At 52.8% G+C, this 19,312-nt stretch carries 20 protein-coding genes; 9 read left to right on the top strand and 11 right to left on the bottom strand.

Annotation, left to right across the window (positions count from 1 at the left end; all coding sequences use genetic code 11):
* Nucleotides 1-101: 101 nt before the first annotated feature.
* From gmk to AB4876_RS13295, 4 genes are all read left to right on the top strand, one after another.
* Nucleotides 102-719 (top strand): guanylate kinase, encoded by a 618-nt coding sequence (gene gmk, locus AB4876_RS13310; protein WP_368382271.1) that lies wholly within the window; start codon nucleotides 102-104, stop codon nucleotides 717-719.
* 83 nt (nucleotides 720-802) lie between these two features.
* Nucleotides 803-1,066: a DNA-directed RNA polymerase subunit omega gene (rpoZ, locus tag AB4876_RS13305; RefSeq protein ID WP_008252847.1), complete on the top strand. Its 264-nt coding sequence runs from the start codon at nucleotides 803-805 to the stop codon at nucleotides 1,064-1,066.
* 22 nt (nucleotides 1,067-1,088) lie between these two features.
* Nucleotides 1,089-3,269 carry a RelA/SpoT family protein gene (locus AB4876_RS13300; protein ID WP_368382269.1) on the top strand — a complete coding sequence of 727 codons (2,181 nt, stop codon included), beginning with the start codon at nucleotides 1,089-1,091 and terminating at the stop codon, nucleotides 3,267-3,269.
* 125 nt (nucleotides 3,270-3,394) lie between these two features.
* On the top strand, nucleotides 3,395-3,778 hold the full coding sequence (locus AB4876_RS13295; RefSeq protein WP_368382267.1) for a RidA family protein: 384 nt from the start codon (nucleotides 3,395-3,397) through the stop codon (nucleotides 3,776-3,778).
* Here the strand turns inward: AB4876_RS13295 and AB4876_RS13290 are convergent.
* Nucleotides 3,775-4,671 (bottom strand): NAD(P)H-binding protein, encoded by an 897-nt coding sequence (locus AB4876_RS13290; RefSeq protein WP_368382293.1) that lies wholly within the window; start codon nucleotides 4,669-4,671, stop codon nucleotides 3,775-3,777. The genes AB4876_RS13295 and AB4876_RS13290 overlap by 4 nt on opposite strands.
* 162 nt (nucleotides 4,672-4,833) lie before the next feature.
* Between AB4876_RS13290 and AB4876_RS13285 the strand changes: the two genes are divergently transcribed.
* The 5 genes from AB4876_RS13285 (at nucleotide 4,834) to AB4876_RS13265 (ending at nucleotide 10,494) form a co-directional block, all read left to right on the top strand.
* Nucleotides 4,834-5,832: an NAD(P)H-quinone oxidoreductase gene (locus AB4876_RS13285; protein WP_368382265.1), complete on the top strand. Its 999-nt coding sequence runs from the start codon at nucleotides 4,834-4,836 to the stop codon at nucleotides 5,830-5,832.
* A 108-nt stretch (nucleotides 5,833-5,940) separates the two neighbouring features.
* Nucleotides 5,941-6,879, top strand: a complete 939-nt coding sequence (locus AB4876_RS13280) for a hydrogen peroxide-inducible genes activator (RefSeq protein WP_368382263.1) — start codon at nucleotides 5,941-5,943, stop codon at nucleotides 6,877-6,879.
* 9 nt (nucleotides 6,880-6,888) lie between these two features.
* The gene (gene recG / locus AB4876_RS13275) at nucleotides 6,889-9,009 is read left to right on the top strand and encodes an ATP-dependent DNA helicase RecG (protein ID WP_368382261.1); all 2,121 of its coding nucleotides are present in this window, start codon (nucleotides 6,889-6,891) and stop codon (nucleotides 9,007-9,009) included.
* Nucleotides 9,010-9,174: 165 nt separating this feature from the next.
* Nucleotides 9,175-10,050 carry a dihydrodipicolinate synthase family protein gene (locus tag AB4876_RS13270; RefSeq protein ID WP_368382259.1) on the top strand — a complete coding sequence of 292 codons (876 nt, stop codon included), beginning with the start codon at nucleotides 9,175-9,177 and terminating at the stop codon, nucleotides 10,048-10,050.
* A 69-nt stretch (nucleotides 10,051-10,119) separates the two neighbouring features.
* Complete coding sequence (locus AB4876_RS13265) at nucleotides 10,120-10,494, top strand: hypothetical protein (protein ID WP_368382257.1); 375 nt, start codon at nucleotides 10,120-10,122, stop codon at nucleotides 10,492-10,494.
* Between the two features lie 43 nt (nucleotides 10,495-10,537).
* On the opposite strand, the gene AB4876_RS13260 is transcribed toward AB4876_RS13265, so the two are convergent.
* The 10 genes from AB4876_RS13260 to AB4876_RS13215 all read right to left on the bottom strand — a co-directional run bounded on the left by AB4876_RS13260 (nucleotide 10,538) and on the right by AB4876_RS13215 (nucleotide 18,877).
* Nucleotides 10,538-10,879, bottom strand: a complete 342-nt coding sequence (locus tag AB4876_RS13260; RefSeq protein ID WP_368382256.1) for a DUF805 domain-containing protein — start codon at nucleotides 10,877-10,879, stop codon at nucleotides 10,538-10,540.
* A gap of 122 nt (nucleotides 10,880-11,001) precedes the next feature.
* A complete protein-coding gene (locus AB4876_RS13255; RefSeq protein ID WP_368382254.1) occupies nucleotides 11,002-11,742 on the bottom strand; it encodes a hypothetical protein in 741 nt (246 codons plus the stop codon).
* A 2-nt stretch (nucleotides 11,743-11,744) separates the two neighbouring features.
* Nucleotides 11,745-12,551, bottom strand: a complete 807-nt coding sequence (locus tag AB4876_RS13250) for an FTR1 family protein (RefSeq protein WP_368382252.1) — start codon at nucleotides 12,549-12,551, stop codon at nucleotides 11,745-11,747.
* 31 nt (nucleotides 12,552-12,582) lie between these two features.
* A complete protein-coding gene (locus AB4876_RS13245) occupies nucleotides 12,583-12,906 on the bottom strand; it encodes a cupredoxin domain-containing protein (RefSeq protein ID WP_368382292.1) in 324 nt (107 codons plus the stop codon).
* Nucleotides 12,907-12,929: 23 nt separating this feature from the next.
* Nucleotides 12,930-14,327, bottom strand: coding sequence for an ATP-binding protein (locus tag AB4876_RS13240; RefSeq protein WP_368382251.1), 1,398 nt, complete (start codon nucleotides 14,325-14,327; stop codon nucleotides 12,930-12,932).
* On the bottom strand, nucleotides 14,324-14,986 hold the full coding sequence (locus AB4876_RS13235; RefSeq protein WP_368382249.1) for a response regulator: 663 nt from the start codon (nucleotides 14,984-14,986) through the stop codon (nucleotides 14,324-14,326). The genes AB4876_RS13240 and AB4876_RS13235 overlap by 4 nt, the downstream gene beginning before the upstream one ends.
* Before the next feature lie 67 nt (nucleotides 14,987-15,053).
* On the bottom strand, nucleotides 15,054-15,854 hold the full coding sequence (locus AB4876_RS13230; protein WP_368382247.1) for an SDR family oxidoreductase: 801 nt from the start codon (nucleotides 15,852-15,854) through the stop codon (nucleotides 15,054-15,056).
* Nucleotides 15,855-15,878: 24 nt separating this feature from the next.
* Nucleotides 15,879-16,550, bottom strand: a complete 672-nt coding sequence (locus AB4876_RS13225; protein WP_368382245.1) for an iron-containing redox enzyme family protein — start codon at nucleotides 16,548-16,550, stop codon at nucleotides 15,879-15,881.
* A 1-nt stretch (nucleotide 16,551) separates the two neighbouring features.
* On the bottom strand, nucleotides 16,552-18,165 hold the full coding sequence (locus tag AB4876_RS13220; protein WP_368382243.1) for an AMP-binding protein: 1,614 nt from the start codon (nucleotides 18,163-18,165) through the stop codon (nucleotides 16,552-16,554).
* Complete coding sequence (locus tag AB4876_RS13215; RefSeq protein ID WP_368382242.1) at nucleotides 18,158-18,877, bottom strand: thermostable hemolysin; 720 nt, start codon at nucleotides 18,875-18,877, stop codon at nucleotides 18,158-18,160. Before AB4876_RS13215 ends, AB4876_RS13220 begins: the two co-directional genes overlap by 8 nt.
* Between the last annotated feature and the right edge of the window lie 435 nt (nucleotides 18,878-19,312).

Genomic DNA, 19,312 nt, shown 5'->3' with positions numbered 1-19,312 from the left:
CCCCCCTTCCGTGACGCCTTGCTAAACTGGTCGTATAATCTAAACGCTATCTGTCGCGCAGCCACCGCCGCGAGCACAATAAAGAGGACGACCCCGTCGCTATGCACAGTCAAGGTACTCTCTATACCATTTCAGCGCCCTCTGGGGCCGGCAAAACCAGTTTGGTGGCGGAGCTGCTGAAACGCACTGCCCAGCTCAGTGTGTCGATCTCGCACACCACAAGGCCTATGCGCCCTGGTGAGCAGGATGGGGTGAATTATCACTTTATCAGCCATGAGGTGTTTCAGCAGATGCTGGGCCAAACGGCATTTTTAGAACACGCCCAGGTATTCGATAATTTTTACGGCACTTCCCAGGCGTGGGTGGAGTCGGAGCTGGCCCGTGGCGAAGATGTCATTCTGGAAATTGACTGGCAGGGCGCCCAGCAAGTGCGCCGCCTAATGCCGGAAACAATCGCGATTTTTATTCTGCCACCGTCGCGCGAGGCGCTAAATGAGCGCCTCACTGGCCGGGGTCAAGACGATGACAGTGTGATTCAGCGCCGCATGGACGCCGCTGTTGCCGAAATGTCGCACTATGTTGAAGGCGATTACGTGGTCATTAACGACGACTTTAACACCGCGCTCGGTGACTTGGAGGCGATTATTCGCGCCCGTCGCCTGCAACTCGACAAGCAACAGGACCGTCATGACGCCCTGCTTGCCGCGCTACTGTCATAAGCTCACGCTTTTTGATAGACTGCCAAGTAATTAACAGCGCGCAATTTGTGCGCTGATTTTGTTTAGTCTGCAGGAAACACATCATGGCCCGAATTACTGTTGAAGACTGCCTACAAGCCGTCGATAATCGCTTTGAATTAGTTATGGTCGCCAGCAAGCGCGCCCATGCTCTGGCAACTGGCGGCAAAACTGCGCTGGTAGCTGAAGAAGGCGATAAGCCAACGGTTATTGCGCTGCGCGAACTGGCCGAAGGCAAGATCACCCGCGAACAGGTGATGGCTGCCAACAAGCACGACGACGAGCCAGAAATCGATCTGGGCGCTGAATTGGGCGCCGCTTCACTGTAATTCGCGTCTGAAAGGGGCGTCGATGCATCAATACAGTTTTTTCAATCCAAGCAGCAGCACTAATGTGCCGGCCGGATCGATCGACGCCCTAGCTATTTCCCTTGCTGAATATCTCACCCCCGAACAGGTCAATCAGGTTCGGCGCGCTTACTATTACGCCGAACAGGCCCACGAAGGCCAAAATCGCCGCAGTGGCGAAGCATATGTAACCCACCCCCTCGCCGTTGCCTGCATCCTTGCTGAAATGCACATGGACGTTCAAAGTTTGATGGCGGCTATGCTTCACGACGTTATTGAAGACACCCACGTCACTAAGCAGGGCTTAAGTAATCAATTTGGCGAAGTGGTGGCCGAACTTGTCGATGGGGTTTCTAAGCTAACCCGTATCGAGTTTCAGTCTAAGGCCGAGCAGCAGGCCGAGAATTTCCAAAAAATGGCGCTGGCCATGGCTAAGGATATTCGGGTTATCTTGGTTAAACTGGCCGACCGTCTGCACAATATGCGCACCCTCGGCGCCATGCCCCAAGACAAGCGCCGACGCATCGCCAAAGAAACCTTAGAAATTTACGCGCCAATCGCCCAGCGTTTGGGTATGCACAATATTCGGGTGGAGTTTGAAGACCTAGGCTTTATGTCTATGCACCCCATGCGTGCCCGACGCATTCGCAAGGCCATTACCACCCGCTTTGGCGACCGCAAAAAAACCATAAGCAATATTAAAGAAAGTATTGAAAATTGCCTGACCGAAGAAGGTCATACGGCCAATGTTATCGGCCGCGAAAAGCACCTATTCAGTATTTACAGTAAAATGCGCAATAAGCGTAAGTCGCTTAAAGAGATCATGGATCTCTATGCTTTTCGCATTGTGGTGGACTCGGTCGACAGCTGTTATCGGGTTTTAGGCTGCGTACACAGCCTCTACAAGCCGGTGCCAGGCCAGTTCAAAGATTATATTGCCATTCCCAAAGCCAATGGCTACCAGTCTTTACACACGGTGTTGTTCGGCTTAGAGGGCGTGCCGATTGAAATTCAAATTCGCACCCATGACATGGAAGACATGGCCAATAACGGCATTGCCGCTCACTGGCTGTATAAAAGCTCGGAACACGAACCCAAACGCAATTCCAGCCACGCCCGCGCCCGCCAATGGGTGCAGGGCCTGCTAGAAATGCAGGAGCGTGCTGGCGACTCTCTGGAATTTATCGAGAATGTAAAAATCGATTTATTCCCCGACGAGGTGTATGTATTCACACCCCGCGGCGACATTATGGAATTGCCAGCTGGCGCTACCGCCGTCGACTTTGCCTACGCGGTACACAGCGATATTGGGAATAGCTGTGTGGCCTGTCGGATTAATCGCCGCCTAGCACCACTGTCGGAAACCTTGCAAAGCGGCCAAACTGTAGAAGTCATCACCACCCCCGGCGCCCAACCCAATCCCGCGTGGCTGCATTTTGTGGTTACCGCTAAAGCCCGCACGGGTATTCGCCACCACCTGAAATACCAGCGCAAGAACGAAGCCGTTACCTTGGGCAAGCGCATGCTAGAGCGCGCGCTGGCCAGCATGAACGAGAACATTGCCGACTTTGAAGGCAAGTACATCCAGCAGTTAATTGAAACTACCCACGCCAAAACCCCAGACAATGTTTATGAGCAGATTGGCATGGGCAACCGAGTTGCCTACTTAACTGCGCGCCAGCTGCTCAATTTGCGCGACGATATCGCCGACGGCGACGCCCTGCGACCGCCACCAACCCGACAGTCTATGGTCATTCACGGCACCGAAGGCTTCTTGGTTAACTTTGCCCGCTGCTGCTACCCCATACCCGGCGACCATATCATTGGCATCGTCAGCTCCGAAAAGGGCGTGGTAGTGCACTGCGAAAACTGCCACAACAGCATTGAGTTAAGCAGCCAGCCCGACCGCGTAGTACCACTGAGCTGGGCCGAAAATATCGAGCGCGACTTCTCGGTAGAAATGAAAATTGAACTAACCAAACAACGCGGCATTATTGCTGTGTTAGCTACCCGCGTAAACGGCGCCGATGGCAGCATAGAAAAAATCAGCGTAGAAGACGAAAACGCCAAAATCAGTACCATTCACCTTATTGTCGGCGTGCGCTCGCGGGTGCATTTGGCCAATGTAATGCGCCGGATTAGAAATATTCCGGCGGTGATTAAGGTAACGCGGGAAAGGCATTGATCAGCCAGACGCTTGATGAGAGACGGTAAACGCAAAAGCCGCTTATCTTGGCATCTCCCGTCTCCCGTCCAGCATTAAGCAATTCCACTAATCAATATCAATCCTGAAACTAGGAAGCAAACCCCATGAGCACTAAAGAATACATCAACACCCTTCACGCCCCAGAAGCCATTGGCACTTACTCGCAAGCGGTGAAGGTGGGTAATACGGTTTACCTGTCTGGTCAGATTCCCTTGGTTCCAGAAACCATGACCATGATCGAGGGCGGTATTGTTGAGCAGGCCACCCAAGTTTTTCACAATCTTGCAGCAGTGGCAGATGCCAGCGGCGGCAGCTTGAATAACGCCGTTAAGGTTAATATCTCCTTAACCGACTTAAGTGTATTTGCTCAAGTTAACGAGGTAATGGCTAAGTTCTTTAGCGAGCCCTACCCCGCGCGCGCCTGTGTGCAAGTTGCGGCCCTGCCCCGCAACGCGCTGATTGAAGTCGAAGTGATTCTCGCGCTTTAATCGCTATTTTGCGCTTTTCCGGTACTAGCCCGCCATGCGCGCAGTACCGGTTCAAAGCCGCTGCGAAATGTTGGGTACTTCAATGCGTAACCGCTGGCACGCAGCCGAGCATTTACGCAGCGCTTGCTGCCGGTGCGCGCAATAGGCTCACCCTTGCTGGCGTAGGCCACATTTAATTGCTCTGCCAACCAGCCCTGCACATCTTGAATACTCGCCGCCTCGTCATCAACGCCAACATAGCAATTTTCAAGCTCGCCGCCCTCCTCAGCCTTATTAATTAAATGCGCAATAAAGCCAACGCAGTCGTCGCGGTGGATGCGATTGGTGTAGTGCAGTGGTTCTGCCGGCGCGCAGTCGCCCGCCAAAACTTTATTTAGCATAAAGAATCGACCCGTACCGTAGATACCACCAAAGCGAATATTGCTATACGGCCAGCCAGCGGCGGCAATAGCTTGCTCGCCTCTTAATAAACTTTGCCCAGAGAAGCGATCTGGACTGGTTTCGCTCAGCTCATCAATCAGGTCGTGATTAGCCTGAGCGTAAACACCGGTGCTCGACACAAAAAAGATACGCTTAGGCGCCGTCGCAATCGCGGCCAATATATTCGCCAAACCCTGCTCAAACACCGCAGCATAGCCCGCGGCGTTATTGCCGGCCGGCGTTAAGGTCACCACCACATAGTCGGCCTGCAAAGGGCCAAGAGCTGCAATACTGCGGGGCTCACACACATCTGCCGCCAGCGGTTCAATACCTGCGGCCAGTTTAGTAATATCACGGCGCAGGCCCTGCACCTGCCAGCCGCGCGGCAAAAACATCTGCGCTAGGCCATTGCCGATGTCACCACAGCCAATAATCAGTAACTTCTTTTGCTTGGTCATCTCGTCGTCACCCATCGCCAAACTGCTCTCCTAAATTTAATTTACCAACGTTGCACGCTGGCAATTGGCTCAGTTGCTTCGGTCTTCGCTATACTGACCCACATCTTTTTTGCTAGGTTTTAAGTGGCCACCCTAAACGCCGACGCAGAGCTTAGCACTTTGACCCCGAGGACGACCATGTCAACGATTCCCGCCACCCGCCGCATTGTCATCGTAAATAGCGAAGATCACAGCCTTAGCCTCGGCACCGAAGCCATGCCGACCCCTGCCGCCAACGAAGTCCTCATTAAAGTGATTGGCTCCGGTGTTAATCGCCCCGACTTAATGCAGCGCTATGGCTTGTATCCACCGCCAGCCGGCGCCAGCCCCATATTGGGATTGGAGGTTTCTGGTGAAGTCGTGGCAGTCGGCAGCGAGGTCAGCCGCTGGGCGGTTGGCGATATGATCTGCGCACTGTGCAATGGCGGCGGCTATGCCGACTACACCGTGGCTCCTGCCAGCCAATGCCTGCCGATTCCAAAAGGCTTGTCGGCGCTCGATGCCGCCGCCCTGCCCGAGACCTTGTTCACGGTATGGCACAATGTTTTTCAGCGCGCCAAATTGCAAGCTGGCGAGCACTTTTTGGTTCATGGTGGCAGCAGCGGCATCGGCACCACCGCCATCTGCCTAGCCACCGCGATGGGCGCCAAGGTTTATACCACCGCCGGTAGCGAAGCCAAATGTGCAGCCTGCGAAGATCTCGGCGCCATTAAGGCGGTCAATTACAAAACCGAGGCCTTCGAAACTGTTCTCGCCGAAGCTTCAGACGGCCACGGCATGGATGTGATTCTCGACATGGTCGGCGGCGACTATATCCAAAAGGACATTAAGCTCGCCGCTGCCGACGGCCGCATTGTGTTTATTGCCTTTCAGGCCGGCTTTAACGCCGAACTCAATTTTGTGCCAGTCCTCATGAAGCGCCTCACTTTAACCGCCTCTACCCTGCGCGCCCAAAGCGGCGAACAAAAAGCGCAAATGGCGGCGGAGATTGAAGAGCAGGTACTGCCGCTGTATAGCAATGGCAAAATGAAGCCGGTAATTGACCACGTATTTCGCTTTGAAGAGATCGCCGCCGCCCACGCCCGCATGGAAAGTGGCGCGCATATCGGCAAAATCCTGTTACGATTTGAAGACTAATCTAAGCGACTGACATAAAAGAATAAATTGCCTTTTAAAGACGGCAGGGTACTATTAGACGCCATAGCTATTAACTATTAGGCTTTTGCCGTTAAGCAGGTATCTTTTATGACGCTGACCGAACTGCGCTACATTATTGCCCTGAAAGATTCGGGGCATTTCGGCAAAGCGGCAGAAAAATGTTTTGTCAGCCAGCCCACCCTAAGCGTGGCCATAAAAAAGCTGGAAGACGAACTCGGTATCTCGCTGTTTGAGCGCAACCGCGGCCAAATCAAAACCACACCGGTAGGCGAGCAAGTTATTCGCCAAGCGCGGGTGGTTCTTGAGCAAGCCGATCATATTCGTGAACTGGCCAATCAGGGCCGCGACCCGCTTGGTACGCCGCTCGCCATCGGCGCGATTCACACCGTTGGCCCCTATCTTTACCCGCGCTGTATTCCGCTGATTCGCGAATACGCGCCGGACATGCCCTTGTACATCGAAGAAAACCTTACCGGCGTACTGCGCGAACGCCTGCGCGCATCCCAGCTCGACGCGATTATTGTGGCGCTGCCTTTTAACGAACCCGATGTGGTTACCCAGCCGCTCTACGAAGAACCCTTTGTGGTGCTACTACCCTGCGACCACCCCTTAGCGGCTAAAACAGTGCTGCACCAAGACGACTTGCTCAATGAAAACGTGTTGCTACTCGGCGAAGGTCACTGCTTTCGGGATCAGGTTATGGCCGCCTGCCCAGGCTTGCGGCAAACCTTTGCCAACGGCGATCGGCTTTTGCAGTCAGTGGTGGAAGGCAGCTCATTAGAAACCTTAAAGCACATGGTGGTTTCTAAACTCGGCATAACCATTTTGCCCCTGTCTGCCGCGCAAGTTGCACCCTACGGCGACGGTGTGTTGTGTACGCGGCCCTTTGCCGACCCCGCGCCAACCCGCACCGTGGCACTGGCATGGCGAGCCAGTTTTCCCCGTCACCAAGCCGTGGATGTTGTTAGTCGCGCGATTAAGGCCACCGCGCCCGCGCTAACTATTTTGCCCAGCGCCGAAGCCTAAGCCCAGCTAATGAATCGCCCGCCCACCAATAAACCGCCCGCAACACTTGCGATGGATCAACTCAGCATCGCGGTTTTGAAGGGCGTGGGACCAAAGCTTAAAGAGAAACTGTCGGCGTTGGGTATTACCACCATCCAAGACTTGCTGTTCCACCTGCCGCTGCGCTATCAGGACCGCACCCGCATCACCCCAATTGGCTCGCTGCAACTCAGCACCGATGTTGTTATTGAAGGCAAGGTACTGGTCGCCGATATTGTTTTTGGCCGGCGCCGCAGCTTGGTATGTCGCATTCAAGATGGCAGTGGCACCACCACCCTGCGCTTTTTCCATTTCAGCGCCGCCCAAAAAGCACAGCTCACCCCTGGTGCACGTCTGCGCTGCTTTGGGGAACCTCGGCGGGGCAGCGGCGGCCTAGAATTCTACCACCCCGAATACCGCGTGCTTGGTGGCGACGAACCAGAGCCCGTTGAAGAGCGCCTGACCCCTATTTATCCTAGTACCGAAGGTTTTGCGCAAACCAGCTGGCGTAAACTCTGCGATCAGGCGCTGCAGTACCTCGACCACCACCCGGTAAGTGAGTTGCTGCCCAAGCAATCCCTACCCACTACGTTAACCCGCAGCCACTGGACCTTGGCCGAGGCGCTACGCTATTTACATCATCCGCCCACCGACGCATCAATAAGCCAATTACAAGATGGCCTACACCCCAGTCAGCGGCGCTTAGCATTTGAAGAATTGCTCGCTCACAATTTAGCACTGCAGGAACTGCGCAAAGAAACCCAGCGGGCCGGCGGCCCTGCACTCGACGGCCCCACCACCTTGCAGCGCGAATTTTTAAAAGGGCTGGGCTTTACTCTAACTGCTGCCCAGCAGCGGGTCGCCAAAGAAATTGCCACCGACTTGCGCGGCCACATTCCCATGCTGCGCTTAGTGCAGGGCGATGTTGGCAGCGGTAAAACCGCCGTGGCCGCGCTTGCAGCGCTGCGCGCGATTAGCAGCGGCTATCAAGTGGCTATGATGGCGCCCACCGAAATATTGGCCGAACAGCATTACCACAGCTTCAGCCAGTGGCTGGAACCTCTCGGTTTAAAGGTGGCTTGGCTCACCGGTAAATTAAAGGGCAAGGCCCGCCAACTGCAAAGCGATGCCATTGCCGACCACAGCGCCCACCTCGCCGTTGGCACCCACGCGCTCTTTCAAAACGATGTTGAGTTCGCCCGCCTCGGTCTGGTAATAATTGATGAGCAACACCGCTTTGGGGTGCATCAGCGCTTGGCGCTAAAACAAAAGGCCGCCGCCAATGTAGGCCAACCCCACCAGCTCATCATGACCGCCACCCCCATTCCCCGCACCCTAGCAATGACAGCTTACGCCGATCTCGATACCTCGGTTATCGACGAGTTACCGCCCGGGCGCACGCCGGTAAACACCGTGGTGCTCGGCAACGAACGGCGCGGCGATGTTATGGAAAGACTGCGCGGGGTCTGTGCCAGTGGTCAGCAGGCGTATTGGGTATGCACCCTCATTGAAGATTCTGATAAATTGCAGGCCCAGGCCGCTGAGGCGAGCTGGGAATTACTCAAAGAAACCCTGCCAGAATTGCGCGTCGGCTTGGTTCACGGCCGCATGAAGCCCAAAGAAAAAGCGGCGGTAATGGCTGAATTTAAAGCCGCAGAACTCGATTTATTAGTCGCCACCACCGTTATAGAAGTGGGCGTAGATGTGCCCAACGCGTCCTTAATGGTCATTGAAAATGCCGAGCGCCTCGGCCTTGCTCAGCTCCACCAATTGCGTGGCCGCGTCGGCCGCGGCAGTCTACAAAGTTTTTGCGTACTGCTGTATCAAGCGCCGCTATCGCGCAATGGCCGCGAGCGACTATCGGCACTGCGCGATAGCAACGACGGTTTTGTCATTGCAGAACAAGACTTAGCGCTGCGCGGACCGGGTGAAGTACTCGGCACCCGCCAAACCGGCTTGATGAGTTTTAGAATCGCCGACTTACAGCGCGACGAAGACCTACTCGACGCCGTGCGCGAACAAGCTCAGCTCATCATGCAACAATACCCCGAACGGATAAAACCGCTTATTCAGCGCTGGCTTTCTAATCGTACCGTATACGCTTCTGTTTAATTAGCTCGGGGCGTCTTTACAAAACTATACCCCAGCTTTGCCGCACCAAGCCTAGCTTCAGCCAGCCAATATCAGTGATGTAGCTCTGTATTGCTCGCGCGCTATACGCATTGCAAACTCACGACTATACTTAAATTTCATTGCCGCAATAAAAGGCGCGACTTCATGTTAAAGGGAATTATTATTGATCTGATTACGCCCACGCACGTTAACGGTGCGCCAGACTACGAAACACTGGAAACCCTGGTGGACTGGCATGTGGATAACGCTAGTCACGCATTAATTGTCGGCAGCGCAAACCACCAAGCGGAAATTTTAAATATAGAAGAACGCACAGAGTTACTGCGTCGTGCAATTTGGCAAGCCGACCAGCGAATCTCTATTATTGCCGACCTCGGCGATAAGGTTAACGAGCAAACTTTTGAGTACGCCAATATCGCCGATGAATGCGGCGCGAGTGCGCTGCTGATTAGCATACCTGCCGCCGCCGGCCTCTCCCAAAGCCGGATGCTAGAAACTATTCGCGAGATCGCCAACCTAGCCAAACGCCCGCTACTAGTGCGTGCAAACCTCGACAACCCTAATGTGGGTTCATCCAATACTGTAACCGAACTTGCCCGCATTTCAGGAGTAAGCGGCTTTGTCGACAGCTCGGCAAATACCGAGCATAGCCAAGAACTCCTCAGCCTTAAGTTGCCCAGCGGATTCGGCTTATACGCCGGCCATGACGCCAGCGCATGTCAGCAAATACTAATGGGCTACAACGGCAGCGTTTCGATAGTGGCCAACGTCAATCCAGCACAAATGCAAAAATTATTTAACCTAGCCCAAGCCGGAGACCGCGCCGGCGCGCTCGCTCTAGACCGCCACCTACAAGCGCTATACGCAGCACTTTTAGAAGACCCAAATTCCACCCCATTAAAATGGGCGCTAATTGAAATGGGCTGCATCCCCGAGGGCGAGCACCCGCCAAGCCTAAGCCAAGCCAGTGATTATTCAGCACTGCGTCGCGCCTTGCGCGCCGCCCAAGTCTCTATATAAAACGCTAGAATAACCAAGCGCACATACAAACAGGTGGGCCCATCAAAACTAAAAAAGTAAAATATAAATATGATTAATAAAATAAATAATCTGCGACGTTTTTTCCGTCTGCCCTACCCCCGAGCAGCGCAACCGCCACTCACGGTAGATAAAGACACCGCCTACCGGGTTTTAGAAATTTCAGAGCTCGGCATTTTACTTGCCAAAAAATCAGAATCGCCCCTACAAGTAGGTGAGACCTTGAGCGGTAACATCCTGTTTCACGACCACCACAGCGAAGAAATTGAGGGCGAAGTTTACCGACTGGACGCCCGCGGCGTGATCGTTCGCCTGAGCCGCGGTATTAGCTCAAAATACATGATAAAAGAACAAATCTACGTGAAAAACACATTCCCAGTATTTTTCCGCTACACCGTACAGGAAAATTTTAAAGCGACTAAATAAAAATTAGCCGCCGCTCTGCCACAATGAATACAAACCGACCAGACTACTCAAGCACCAGTGCCGCCCCATACTTATTATCTGAATGGCTTGCCTCGCAAAGAAAAATGAGCATCACAATCGCACCAATTAAAGGAATAAGGTAGATCAACTGCCACCATCCGGAGCGACTGGTATCATGCAGACGGCGCGTCGTGATACTAATACTGGGAATTAAAACGACGAGAGAAAATATTGGCGCAAGCCACGCCGTGTATAGCACACTATCAATAACAAACAGCCCAACATAAATAAGAACGTAAATTAGCACGAACATCCAATAGTCTTTGCGGCTTGCCCGCCCCGAAAACTCAGCGTATTTTTTAAAAGCGTCGGTAAAGTATTCCATTAATACATCCTTTTTAGGTTTTCCGTGTCGCTATTGAACAAGCGCTTTTTGTATTGCTAAACATTAGACGAACTTACTTATTAGTGCATCCCTCTGTCGCTTCAATGCCCTGACGCAGCTTGCTAATAAAATTCATATTCCAACATCAAACGCAGTGTATAGTCGGCGCTACTTTCATTTAAACCAATAACACTGCCGAGCTCCCAGCGGATACTGTCGGTGGTACTGAGGCGGGTCATTCCCACCAAGGCCGGACCAATACCGCGGTAATCTTCTGCGGCGTAAAATTCTAGGGCGGGTTCTAAAAAGGGCTTATAGCGGTAGCGCGCCTGCACCGAGAGGCTGGTCTCAAATTCGGCGCCGGTAGCTTCACTGTCTTCATAAATTAAACCCGCATTGCCGGTAAAAATATAGCTGCCCCACTCTCGCAGGGCGATCAATTTAGTTGCTAATTCTTCGACATCGCTGTCGCGGCTATTTTCGTATTCTACTATTACGCCCCAATCCACTGGGTATTCGCCTTGCTCGGTGAGCTGCCAGCGCGCTTCCAGTTCATAGCCACTAAAGCTCGAGGCATCGTCGTCGCCACGGCCAATCACATAAGCTTCTAGCGCAAGAGTATCGCTTATGGCGGCGCCAAAGCCTAAACGCTGAATAATGATGCCATTGGGCGCTTGCAAGCCGCCTTGCGCGCGGCTAATCCGGTATTCGAGCTCTTTTTCTAGAGCGTTAACATAAGGCGCGTATATTTTGTCTACTGCCAAACCATCTGCTTGAGCAGACTGACTGGCAATACCCAGAAACACGGCACTAATACTGCAAGCCATGAAGCGATGGAAAAGTGTGTACTCGATGGCTGTCATTATTATTCCGCTGCTGATGTTTCCGAAGATAACCGCTTAGCGCCCTGCCGATAACTCAGCAGTAAACTTGCCAGCATCAATAATATCGCCGCCGCGTAAATTGCTACTTGAGCGGGCGACGGCGAGGCCTCGTAACCCATCATGGCATACAGTAATTGTCCGGGTAGACCATCCTCAGGCAATAGATTACTCGTGTCCCAGGCTTGGCCGTCGGGCAGCCAATCTGCCTGGGTTAACATTTTGCATCCCTGCAACACCATGCCACCCGCTACGAGGCTTAGCAAGCCGCAGCCGAGTAACACCGCTCGGCGCGGACTAAAGCTGAGCAACCAGTAATAAAATAGCGCGCAAAAACTAAAGCCAATACCCAAGCCAATCGCCGAGCCACTATACAGGCCCATCCGCGATTCGCTGCTCTGCTGAAACGCCGACAAATAAATATAAATTTCTGAGCCTTCCCTAATCACCGCCAAGGCGATTGCCGCGCCCATTACCGACAATAAACCGCTACCTGCCGGATGGGGATTATGAAGATAAAATAATAATTTTCGGCAGCTATACAATAGACAAAGATAAATAAGGGCTTGGATACTCGCATCGCTTAGCTCCTGGCCAACACCGTCCCACATTTGCGATATAGCGCCCATTTGGCTGCCGTAGAGCACCGAACCCAACAAGCCCGCCAACACCCCCCACTTAAACCACGCTTGGCTAATACGGAGCTGGCGGCACATCGACAGCAAAATACTAATTAACAGCGCCGCCTCGAGGACTTCCCGAATAATGATGACAACACTGGTCAACAACATACTTGTTCACTCTTGCGTGGATTATATTTCATCATTCTGCAATGATTTTCCCCTGAGCACTTTTCGGATTAAACTCCCCAAAAAACGGATAGTTACCGACAGGTAAAGGTCCGATGAAAATTACGGCCTTGTGGCCACCTAAAATAACCTTCTCGCGATTAAGCTCGTAGCTTTCAAACTCTTCTGGCGTACTGTCGAGGTTGTGGACTAACAGTTTAATTTTAGTATTAGCCGGCACGCGCAATTCCGAGGGCGAAAATAAATGTTCACGAATTTCAATATTGAACACCGGTTTATCTGCCAGCGCCGCAGCTGCGGGCAATAGCAGCAGCGTTAACAGGCTAAGCCAACACATTGGGAGCTTGCCAATCAATCTTGTCACTGCTTACCTCCCTGCCCGCTGTAACGCTTAGCACTATTGATGGGTTTTACTTTAATACCAAGCTCGCTACTTGTTGCGGTGCTTGGCGGCAGCGGGAAAATAATGCTAACCGCTAGGCCTGGGCCGTCATCTAGACCTTTTGCCATCATAATTTTTGCGCCGTGCAATTCTGCAATATGTTCAACAATAGACAGGCCCAAACCGCAGCCACTCACCCCCGAGCTGTGACGATCGCCACCCAAGCGATAAAACCGTTCAAACACCCGCAGCTGCGCTACCTCATTAATTCCAGGCCCATTATCAGCCACCGTTAGCCACACACCGTCGGCCCTGCGCTCTACGCGCACCTCGATGCGGCCCTGTTGCTGGGTATATTTGCTGGCGTTGTTAAGCAGATTTTGCACTAAAATACCCAGCGCAAAGCGATCGCCATCTACGGTCACCGCTTCGCCAACTAACTCGATGCTCTGATCTTTTGCCGCAAAATCTGCGTAGCGCTCGGCAATAAGTTCACGCGCTAAGCTAGGTAGTGAAATTGGCTCAAACTTAGCTGGGTAATGATCTGGTGTGGTGCGGTGTAACAAAAGCATTTGCTCGACCAAGTGCGCCAAGCGATCGACGTCTTTTGTTAAGCTGCGCAGCGAATCACTGCCGCCGGGCAATTCTTCGCGAACATTATGCAAGTGCATTTTTATGGCGCTAATAGGCGTACGCAATTCATGAGCGGCGTCGGCAGAAAAGCGGCGTTCCCGCTCAAACGAGGCGTTCAAGCGCCCCAGCATGGCATTAACCGAGTTGATCACTGGCATCAATTCTTCTGGGGCGCCATCTACTTTAATGGCGCCAAAATCGTCGGGATTCTTGCGGCGCAAAATTCCCGCCAACACCCCCAAGCTATTTAAGCCGTGACCGATAATTAGCCAAATTAATATACCCGCGACTGGCAGCACCAACACCACCGGCACAATGGATTCTAATATCACACTCTCGGCCAGCCGATAGCGCTGATCTACCCGTTCGGCAACCACCACCCTGCGGCCATTATCCTTGTTTAAATAACTTAAGGTTCGCCAGCGATAGTCGTTAAAATTATGTTCGCTAAAACCCGGCTCGTCGCTAATCAAATCTACTGGCGCGTGGGCAGAGCGCCACAATAACCGCCCCTCTTGGCTAAAGATTTGAAACACCATTTGCTGGTCGTCGGGTGCCGGTGGCGGCACACTTCCCGTCAGCGGTATCACCGCGTACTGGGCAGCCATTTCGCTGAGCTTTTGGTCAAACAGGCTTTCGGCTTCAAGCATACTAGAGCGATAGCCGTGCAACGCGGCAATAAAATTGACCAGCATCAACGCCGAGAGCACGCTGATAACCAGAAAGCGACGCATAGAATTCATTCACTGGCGCCCAGAATAAAGCCGACACCGCGAATAGTTTTGATCAGAGAATGACCCAATTTTTTACGCAAATTGTGAACATGCACATCTACAGTATTGCTGCTCACTTCGTCGCCCCAACTATAGAGCTTTTCCTCTAACTGCTCGCGACTAAAGACCTGACCTGGGCGGTCGGCCAAGGCCCGTAAAATAGCAAATTCGCGCCGTGACACTTTTTGTACTTCGCCATTCATTTGCACTTCATGGCTCGCAATATTAATACTCACATTGCCAATTTGCAGCTCGGTTTCACGCAGCTGACCATTGCGCCGCGACAGCACTCTAATACGTGCCAATAACTCTTCAAATGCAAAGGGCTTGGTTAGATAGTCGTCGGCACCGGCATCGAGGCCGGCTATCTTGTCGCTAAGCGCGTCCCGCGCGGTAAGAATAAGCACAGGAATTCCAGCTAGTAGCTGACGCAACTCTCGCAATAAACTAAGACCGTCGATATCGGGCAGGCCCAAATCTAAAATTACTAAATCTAACTGGCCTGCCTCAGAAAAACGGCGACCTTCGGCGCCAGTTGCGGCGTGGTCGACCGCATACCCAGCGCGACGCAATGCAGTCAACATTCCTTCGGCTAAAGATTCGTCATCTTCTATTAGCAATAGGCGCATGGTTTATAACTCGGCTCACACAGAAGCTTTGATACTAGCACGTATTCAATACACGGTTGGGGCACCGCTAGTGGCCTCGGTGCTGGGTGGCGTAGCGGCGAATGGTTGGTAATTGTTTTTTTAGCGCATTAGCCACCACATTAGGCAGCAAGGCATTGAGGCGTACAAAAAGTTTTTCTGGCCAGCCTAGATAGCGGCTGCTACTGCGCCGCTGGGTGAGTAATTGCAAAGCGGCGGCAGCGACAATTTCAGGCTCGTCCTCGCGGTTGCCTAACTCCTTGTTCATCGCCATCACTGCGGGACTATTCATCGTAGTTCGCACCGCCCGCGGCGCAAGATAATGTACGGCGATAGGCTGATCGGCCAACTCACGCTGTAGCACCTCGGTAAAACCGCGCAGACCAAACTTACTGGCACAGTAGGCGCTAAAGCCCGGATAGCCAATACTGCCGAAACTGGAACCAATGTTGATGATAGCGGCATTACCGCTGCTACTAAGCAACGGTAGCAATGCTCGGCAAAGTCGCATCGGCGCTAATAAATTTACCTGCAGCATTTGGGCTATGGCGTCGTCTTGCAGGTCGGCGACTAAACCAAAATCAGACAGCCCCGCATTATTTATAAGCACATCTATTTCACCCATCGCCGCCAACTTGGCAGCGATGCTCGCAATCGTCGCGGCGCTACTTAAATCTGCCAGCATAATTTGGTGACGACTGGGCTCCTGCAACCTCCCTTGTAGCGCCGCTAGGGCGTCGCTATTTCTACCCAGCAAAATCAAACGGTGGCCCGCGCGAGCAAAACTTTGCGCCATCGCGCTGCCGATACCGCCGGTGGCACCAGTCAAAACAATTTTAAGCGCGGTCATAGCGAATCCTTGTGCTGCTCGGCCTTAAGCGGCCTGTGATAGGGATGTGCTGCTGCCCAGCTCACGGAAGATATTCCCGTAGAGCCGGTAAAACAGTTTGGCGCTGTGAATAATCTCCGTTTGGTCGGCAGGATTGTCGATGCGGTTCATTAAATCTTTAAAAAATTCTACGTGGCTAACATCGAGGGCGCCGTGGGATTTTAGGTAGCTAAAGGCTTTATTGGGCAGGCCGAGTTTGGCTTGAATAGCATCGGCCGCACTGTCGGCAATCGCAATGCTAGTGCCCTCTAGCACCTGCACCATACCAAAAAAGCCGACCGGATTTACGCGGTTAATCTTGTCGTAAGCGTAGGCAACCATCAGTTCAGTTGCGGCGGCCGGGCGACTATTACTAACCGTCTCGCTGTCGCCACCACAGGCGGCTATATCGTTTAAAATCCAGCGCTGGTGGCCCAACTCTTCTTCTATATACTCTGCCACCGCCTCGCGCAGCCACTCATAGTGCTCCGGCAGCCGACCACCGCAGGCCATTAACAACGGCACGGTGTGTTTAACATGATGGTAAGCTTGGCGTAAAAAACCGATGTAATCCTGCAAGCTCAATTCGCCAGCCACCCCACGCTGCAAAAAATCGATCTGGTAGAGCGCCTCGCGATCTAATTGGGTTTCATTTTGCAAACGCGTATAAAAATTCATACTAATCCCCACTACCGCTGCTTGCGGCGTCAATTTTATCTGGATCCGCGCTTGCTAAATCAAGCTCAGATTGCTGTAGCGACGGAATATAGCTACGCTGAACACCACCTAGAGGATAAACAATACCCGGATAACAATGTGCGATTAGTTCAGGATAAGCGGCAATAATGGCCTCGCGCTGTAAGCGGCCATTGGCGGTGAGCAAGCCATCGGCGACAGTAAGGCGCTTAGGCAGCGCCGCCCAGCGGCGTATTTGCGCGTAGTCGGGAAGGCGTTGATTGCACTCGCGAATATAGCGGCCAATATCGTCGTAGTTATAACCGGGGGTTACAAAAATTAGCGCGCTGCAATAGGCCTCGGCATCGCCAATTACCAGACACTGCGCCACACCGGCGTACGCCAGCAATTCACTCTCGGGCCATTCCGGCGAAATATTGCGACCGTAGCTACTCACCAACAGATTTTTACTGCGGCCTTTCAGCCACAAAAATCCGCCTTCATCTAATTCACCCAAATCACCCGAGGCCAAGCCATCCACAGATTCCAGCTCGGCACCGCCAAGATAGCCAAGTGAAACATTGCCCTTAATCATCACCTCGCCGTCGGCAATCTCAACCTGACAATGAGCAAGGATTTTTCCCGCCGAACCCGCGCGCTCGGCACTGGGGGTATTTAAACTCACGACCGAGCCACACTCAGACAGGCCATATCCTTCGTAAACCGGCAAACCCAATTCCCGCGCTTGTCCAATTTGCTCTGGCGCCACCCGTGCACCACCCACGGCCAAAAACTGCAAGCTTGCTGGCGGCTGCCAGCGACCTTGCTCCGCATTGGCTATCAAGCCCTTAAGCAGCTGCGGCAGCAATACCGCACTGTCTGGCAGCAAGCTACTTATGCACGTACTCAACGCGTCAATATCTAGCCCGGAGCTGCCGGCCCAGCCCAAGCTTTGCAAACTGGGTAACACTAGCTCGGCGCCACGCAATAATGTGGCATAGGCCCCCGCCACGTTCTCTAGCAGTGTCGCCAGCGGCAGCACCGCCAAATGCCGGCGCAGCGGCGTACCGGACAAGACGGAGTTCAGCGCCGTCGCCGTCGCCAATAAATTTGCAGCAGACAAGCACACCCCTTTGGGCGCACCCGTTGAACCCGAAGTGTAAGTAATTTTTACGGTACCTGCGGGCAAATCGGCAGTCTGTTCAGACTCGGCAAGTGGCCAAACACGCAATTGCGCGATGGTATTGAAGCTACTGACCTCTGCTTGGCTCGCAAGTAACTGGTGTAATTCCGCGTCATCGACAGAACTGTCGCTAATTAAAATCTCTGCACCGCTGCTGCCTAAGGTATTTGCCAACTGCGTTGCGTTAAAAAACCCTGGGATGGGAATAAGTGCCGAACCTGTTTGCAGGCACGCTAAATCGGCGATAATCCACGCGGGACTATTGTCGGCCAATAGGGCAATTCGACGGCTTCCCAGCTGAGCTAGCTCAGCAGCCAAGCTATCGACGGCCGCGATTAACTCGCTGTAAGTATATTGATCTTGCTCACCAGACAGAGCCACACGGTCCCCCGCGGTGCAGGCGATGCGACGTAACTCGGTAAGTAATTTAGTCATATAAAGTGCCTATATTATTGCTGCTGCAGCTAATTTCTAGTTGGTGTTTGCAGCTGGCTAATAACATACTCGACATAGGCTGGCGGGCAAAGATATTAAGGGCGTGGACGGCGTTTACCGCGACCAGAGAGGGCGAGCTTTTGTAGTATGTCCCCCAGTCAGCCAACTGCTCACCGAGTTTACTGCCATCGGCCGTTCCCAGCACATACTGCTTTACACCTAGACGCCCTAGTAATTTCTGCACCTCTGGAGTGGCGGTAAACACCGCCCACTCGGCGCCAACTTGAACAATTAAAGCTGCCAAAGCGATGAACAGGAGCTGACTGCTGCCCCGCCACGCCGACACCAAATTGCCAACTTCGACCAAGGCCTGACGTGGAATAGTCCGTCCCACGCATTGGCTCAAAGCCTGCTCCGCTGGTACCGCCAAGTAATTTTCCATAAAAAAGGGCTGCGCTCGCTGCCCTCTCCGTATGCCTAGTACACCCGCAAAACCTCGCGGCGCCTGCAACACCAAAAAATACGGCATAAATTCCGCAACTTTAGCCCCATAGCTAGCCGCAAATTTTTCCACTATATAGCGCTCAATTTCCACTCGCGAGGGCTCGTTACGGCCAATAATAGCCAGCTGCGGCGGTTCAATAACTGATGGCAGGCAAGGGCTTGGCACTGGGCCACACTTCACATAACCGGTAGACACTGAACTAAACATGACAAAAACCCTCTGGCAGCACTTTCACGCTACTAGCCTAAGGTCTAATTTTTAAGGATTTCTTAAGAAAATCTGCGAGACGGCTTCGGCTACACAAAAATCACAAACCACAGGAGATATGCGGTAGCGAAGCTTCGGAAAGTGCCTATACTCTCAATTGCCAAGATACGTATACTTGGAGGTCGTGCATAAAATATTTACTCGATATAGCTATATTTTTTGGCGAGGTGAGCTTTTCACGGTAAGCGAATCGCGGCCCGTAATAGCGACACTGATCGCTTTTAATCCACGTTACGTACGACGATGTACCTAACGGCAAATCATAGCTGCGACGTTTAATATAGGCGCCCAGAGTGTTACTCAACTAAATGGCCTAGCCGCCTTGCAGAAGATTCGTGTATGAAAGGTCGGGCTAACCCAAACCAGCCTCACCTT

It is taken from the genome of Zhongshania guokunii (assembly GCF_040892635.1).
GTDB classification, from domain to species: domain Bacteria; phylum Pseudomonadota; class Gammaproteobacteria; order Pseudomonadales; family Spongiibacteraceae; genus Spongiibacter; species Spongiibacter guokunii.
Note: the sequence above shows the minus strand (reverse complement) of the source record. Positions and strands in the feature narration are given on the sequence as shown.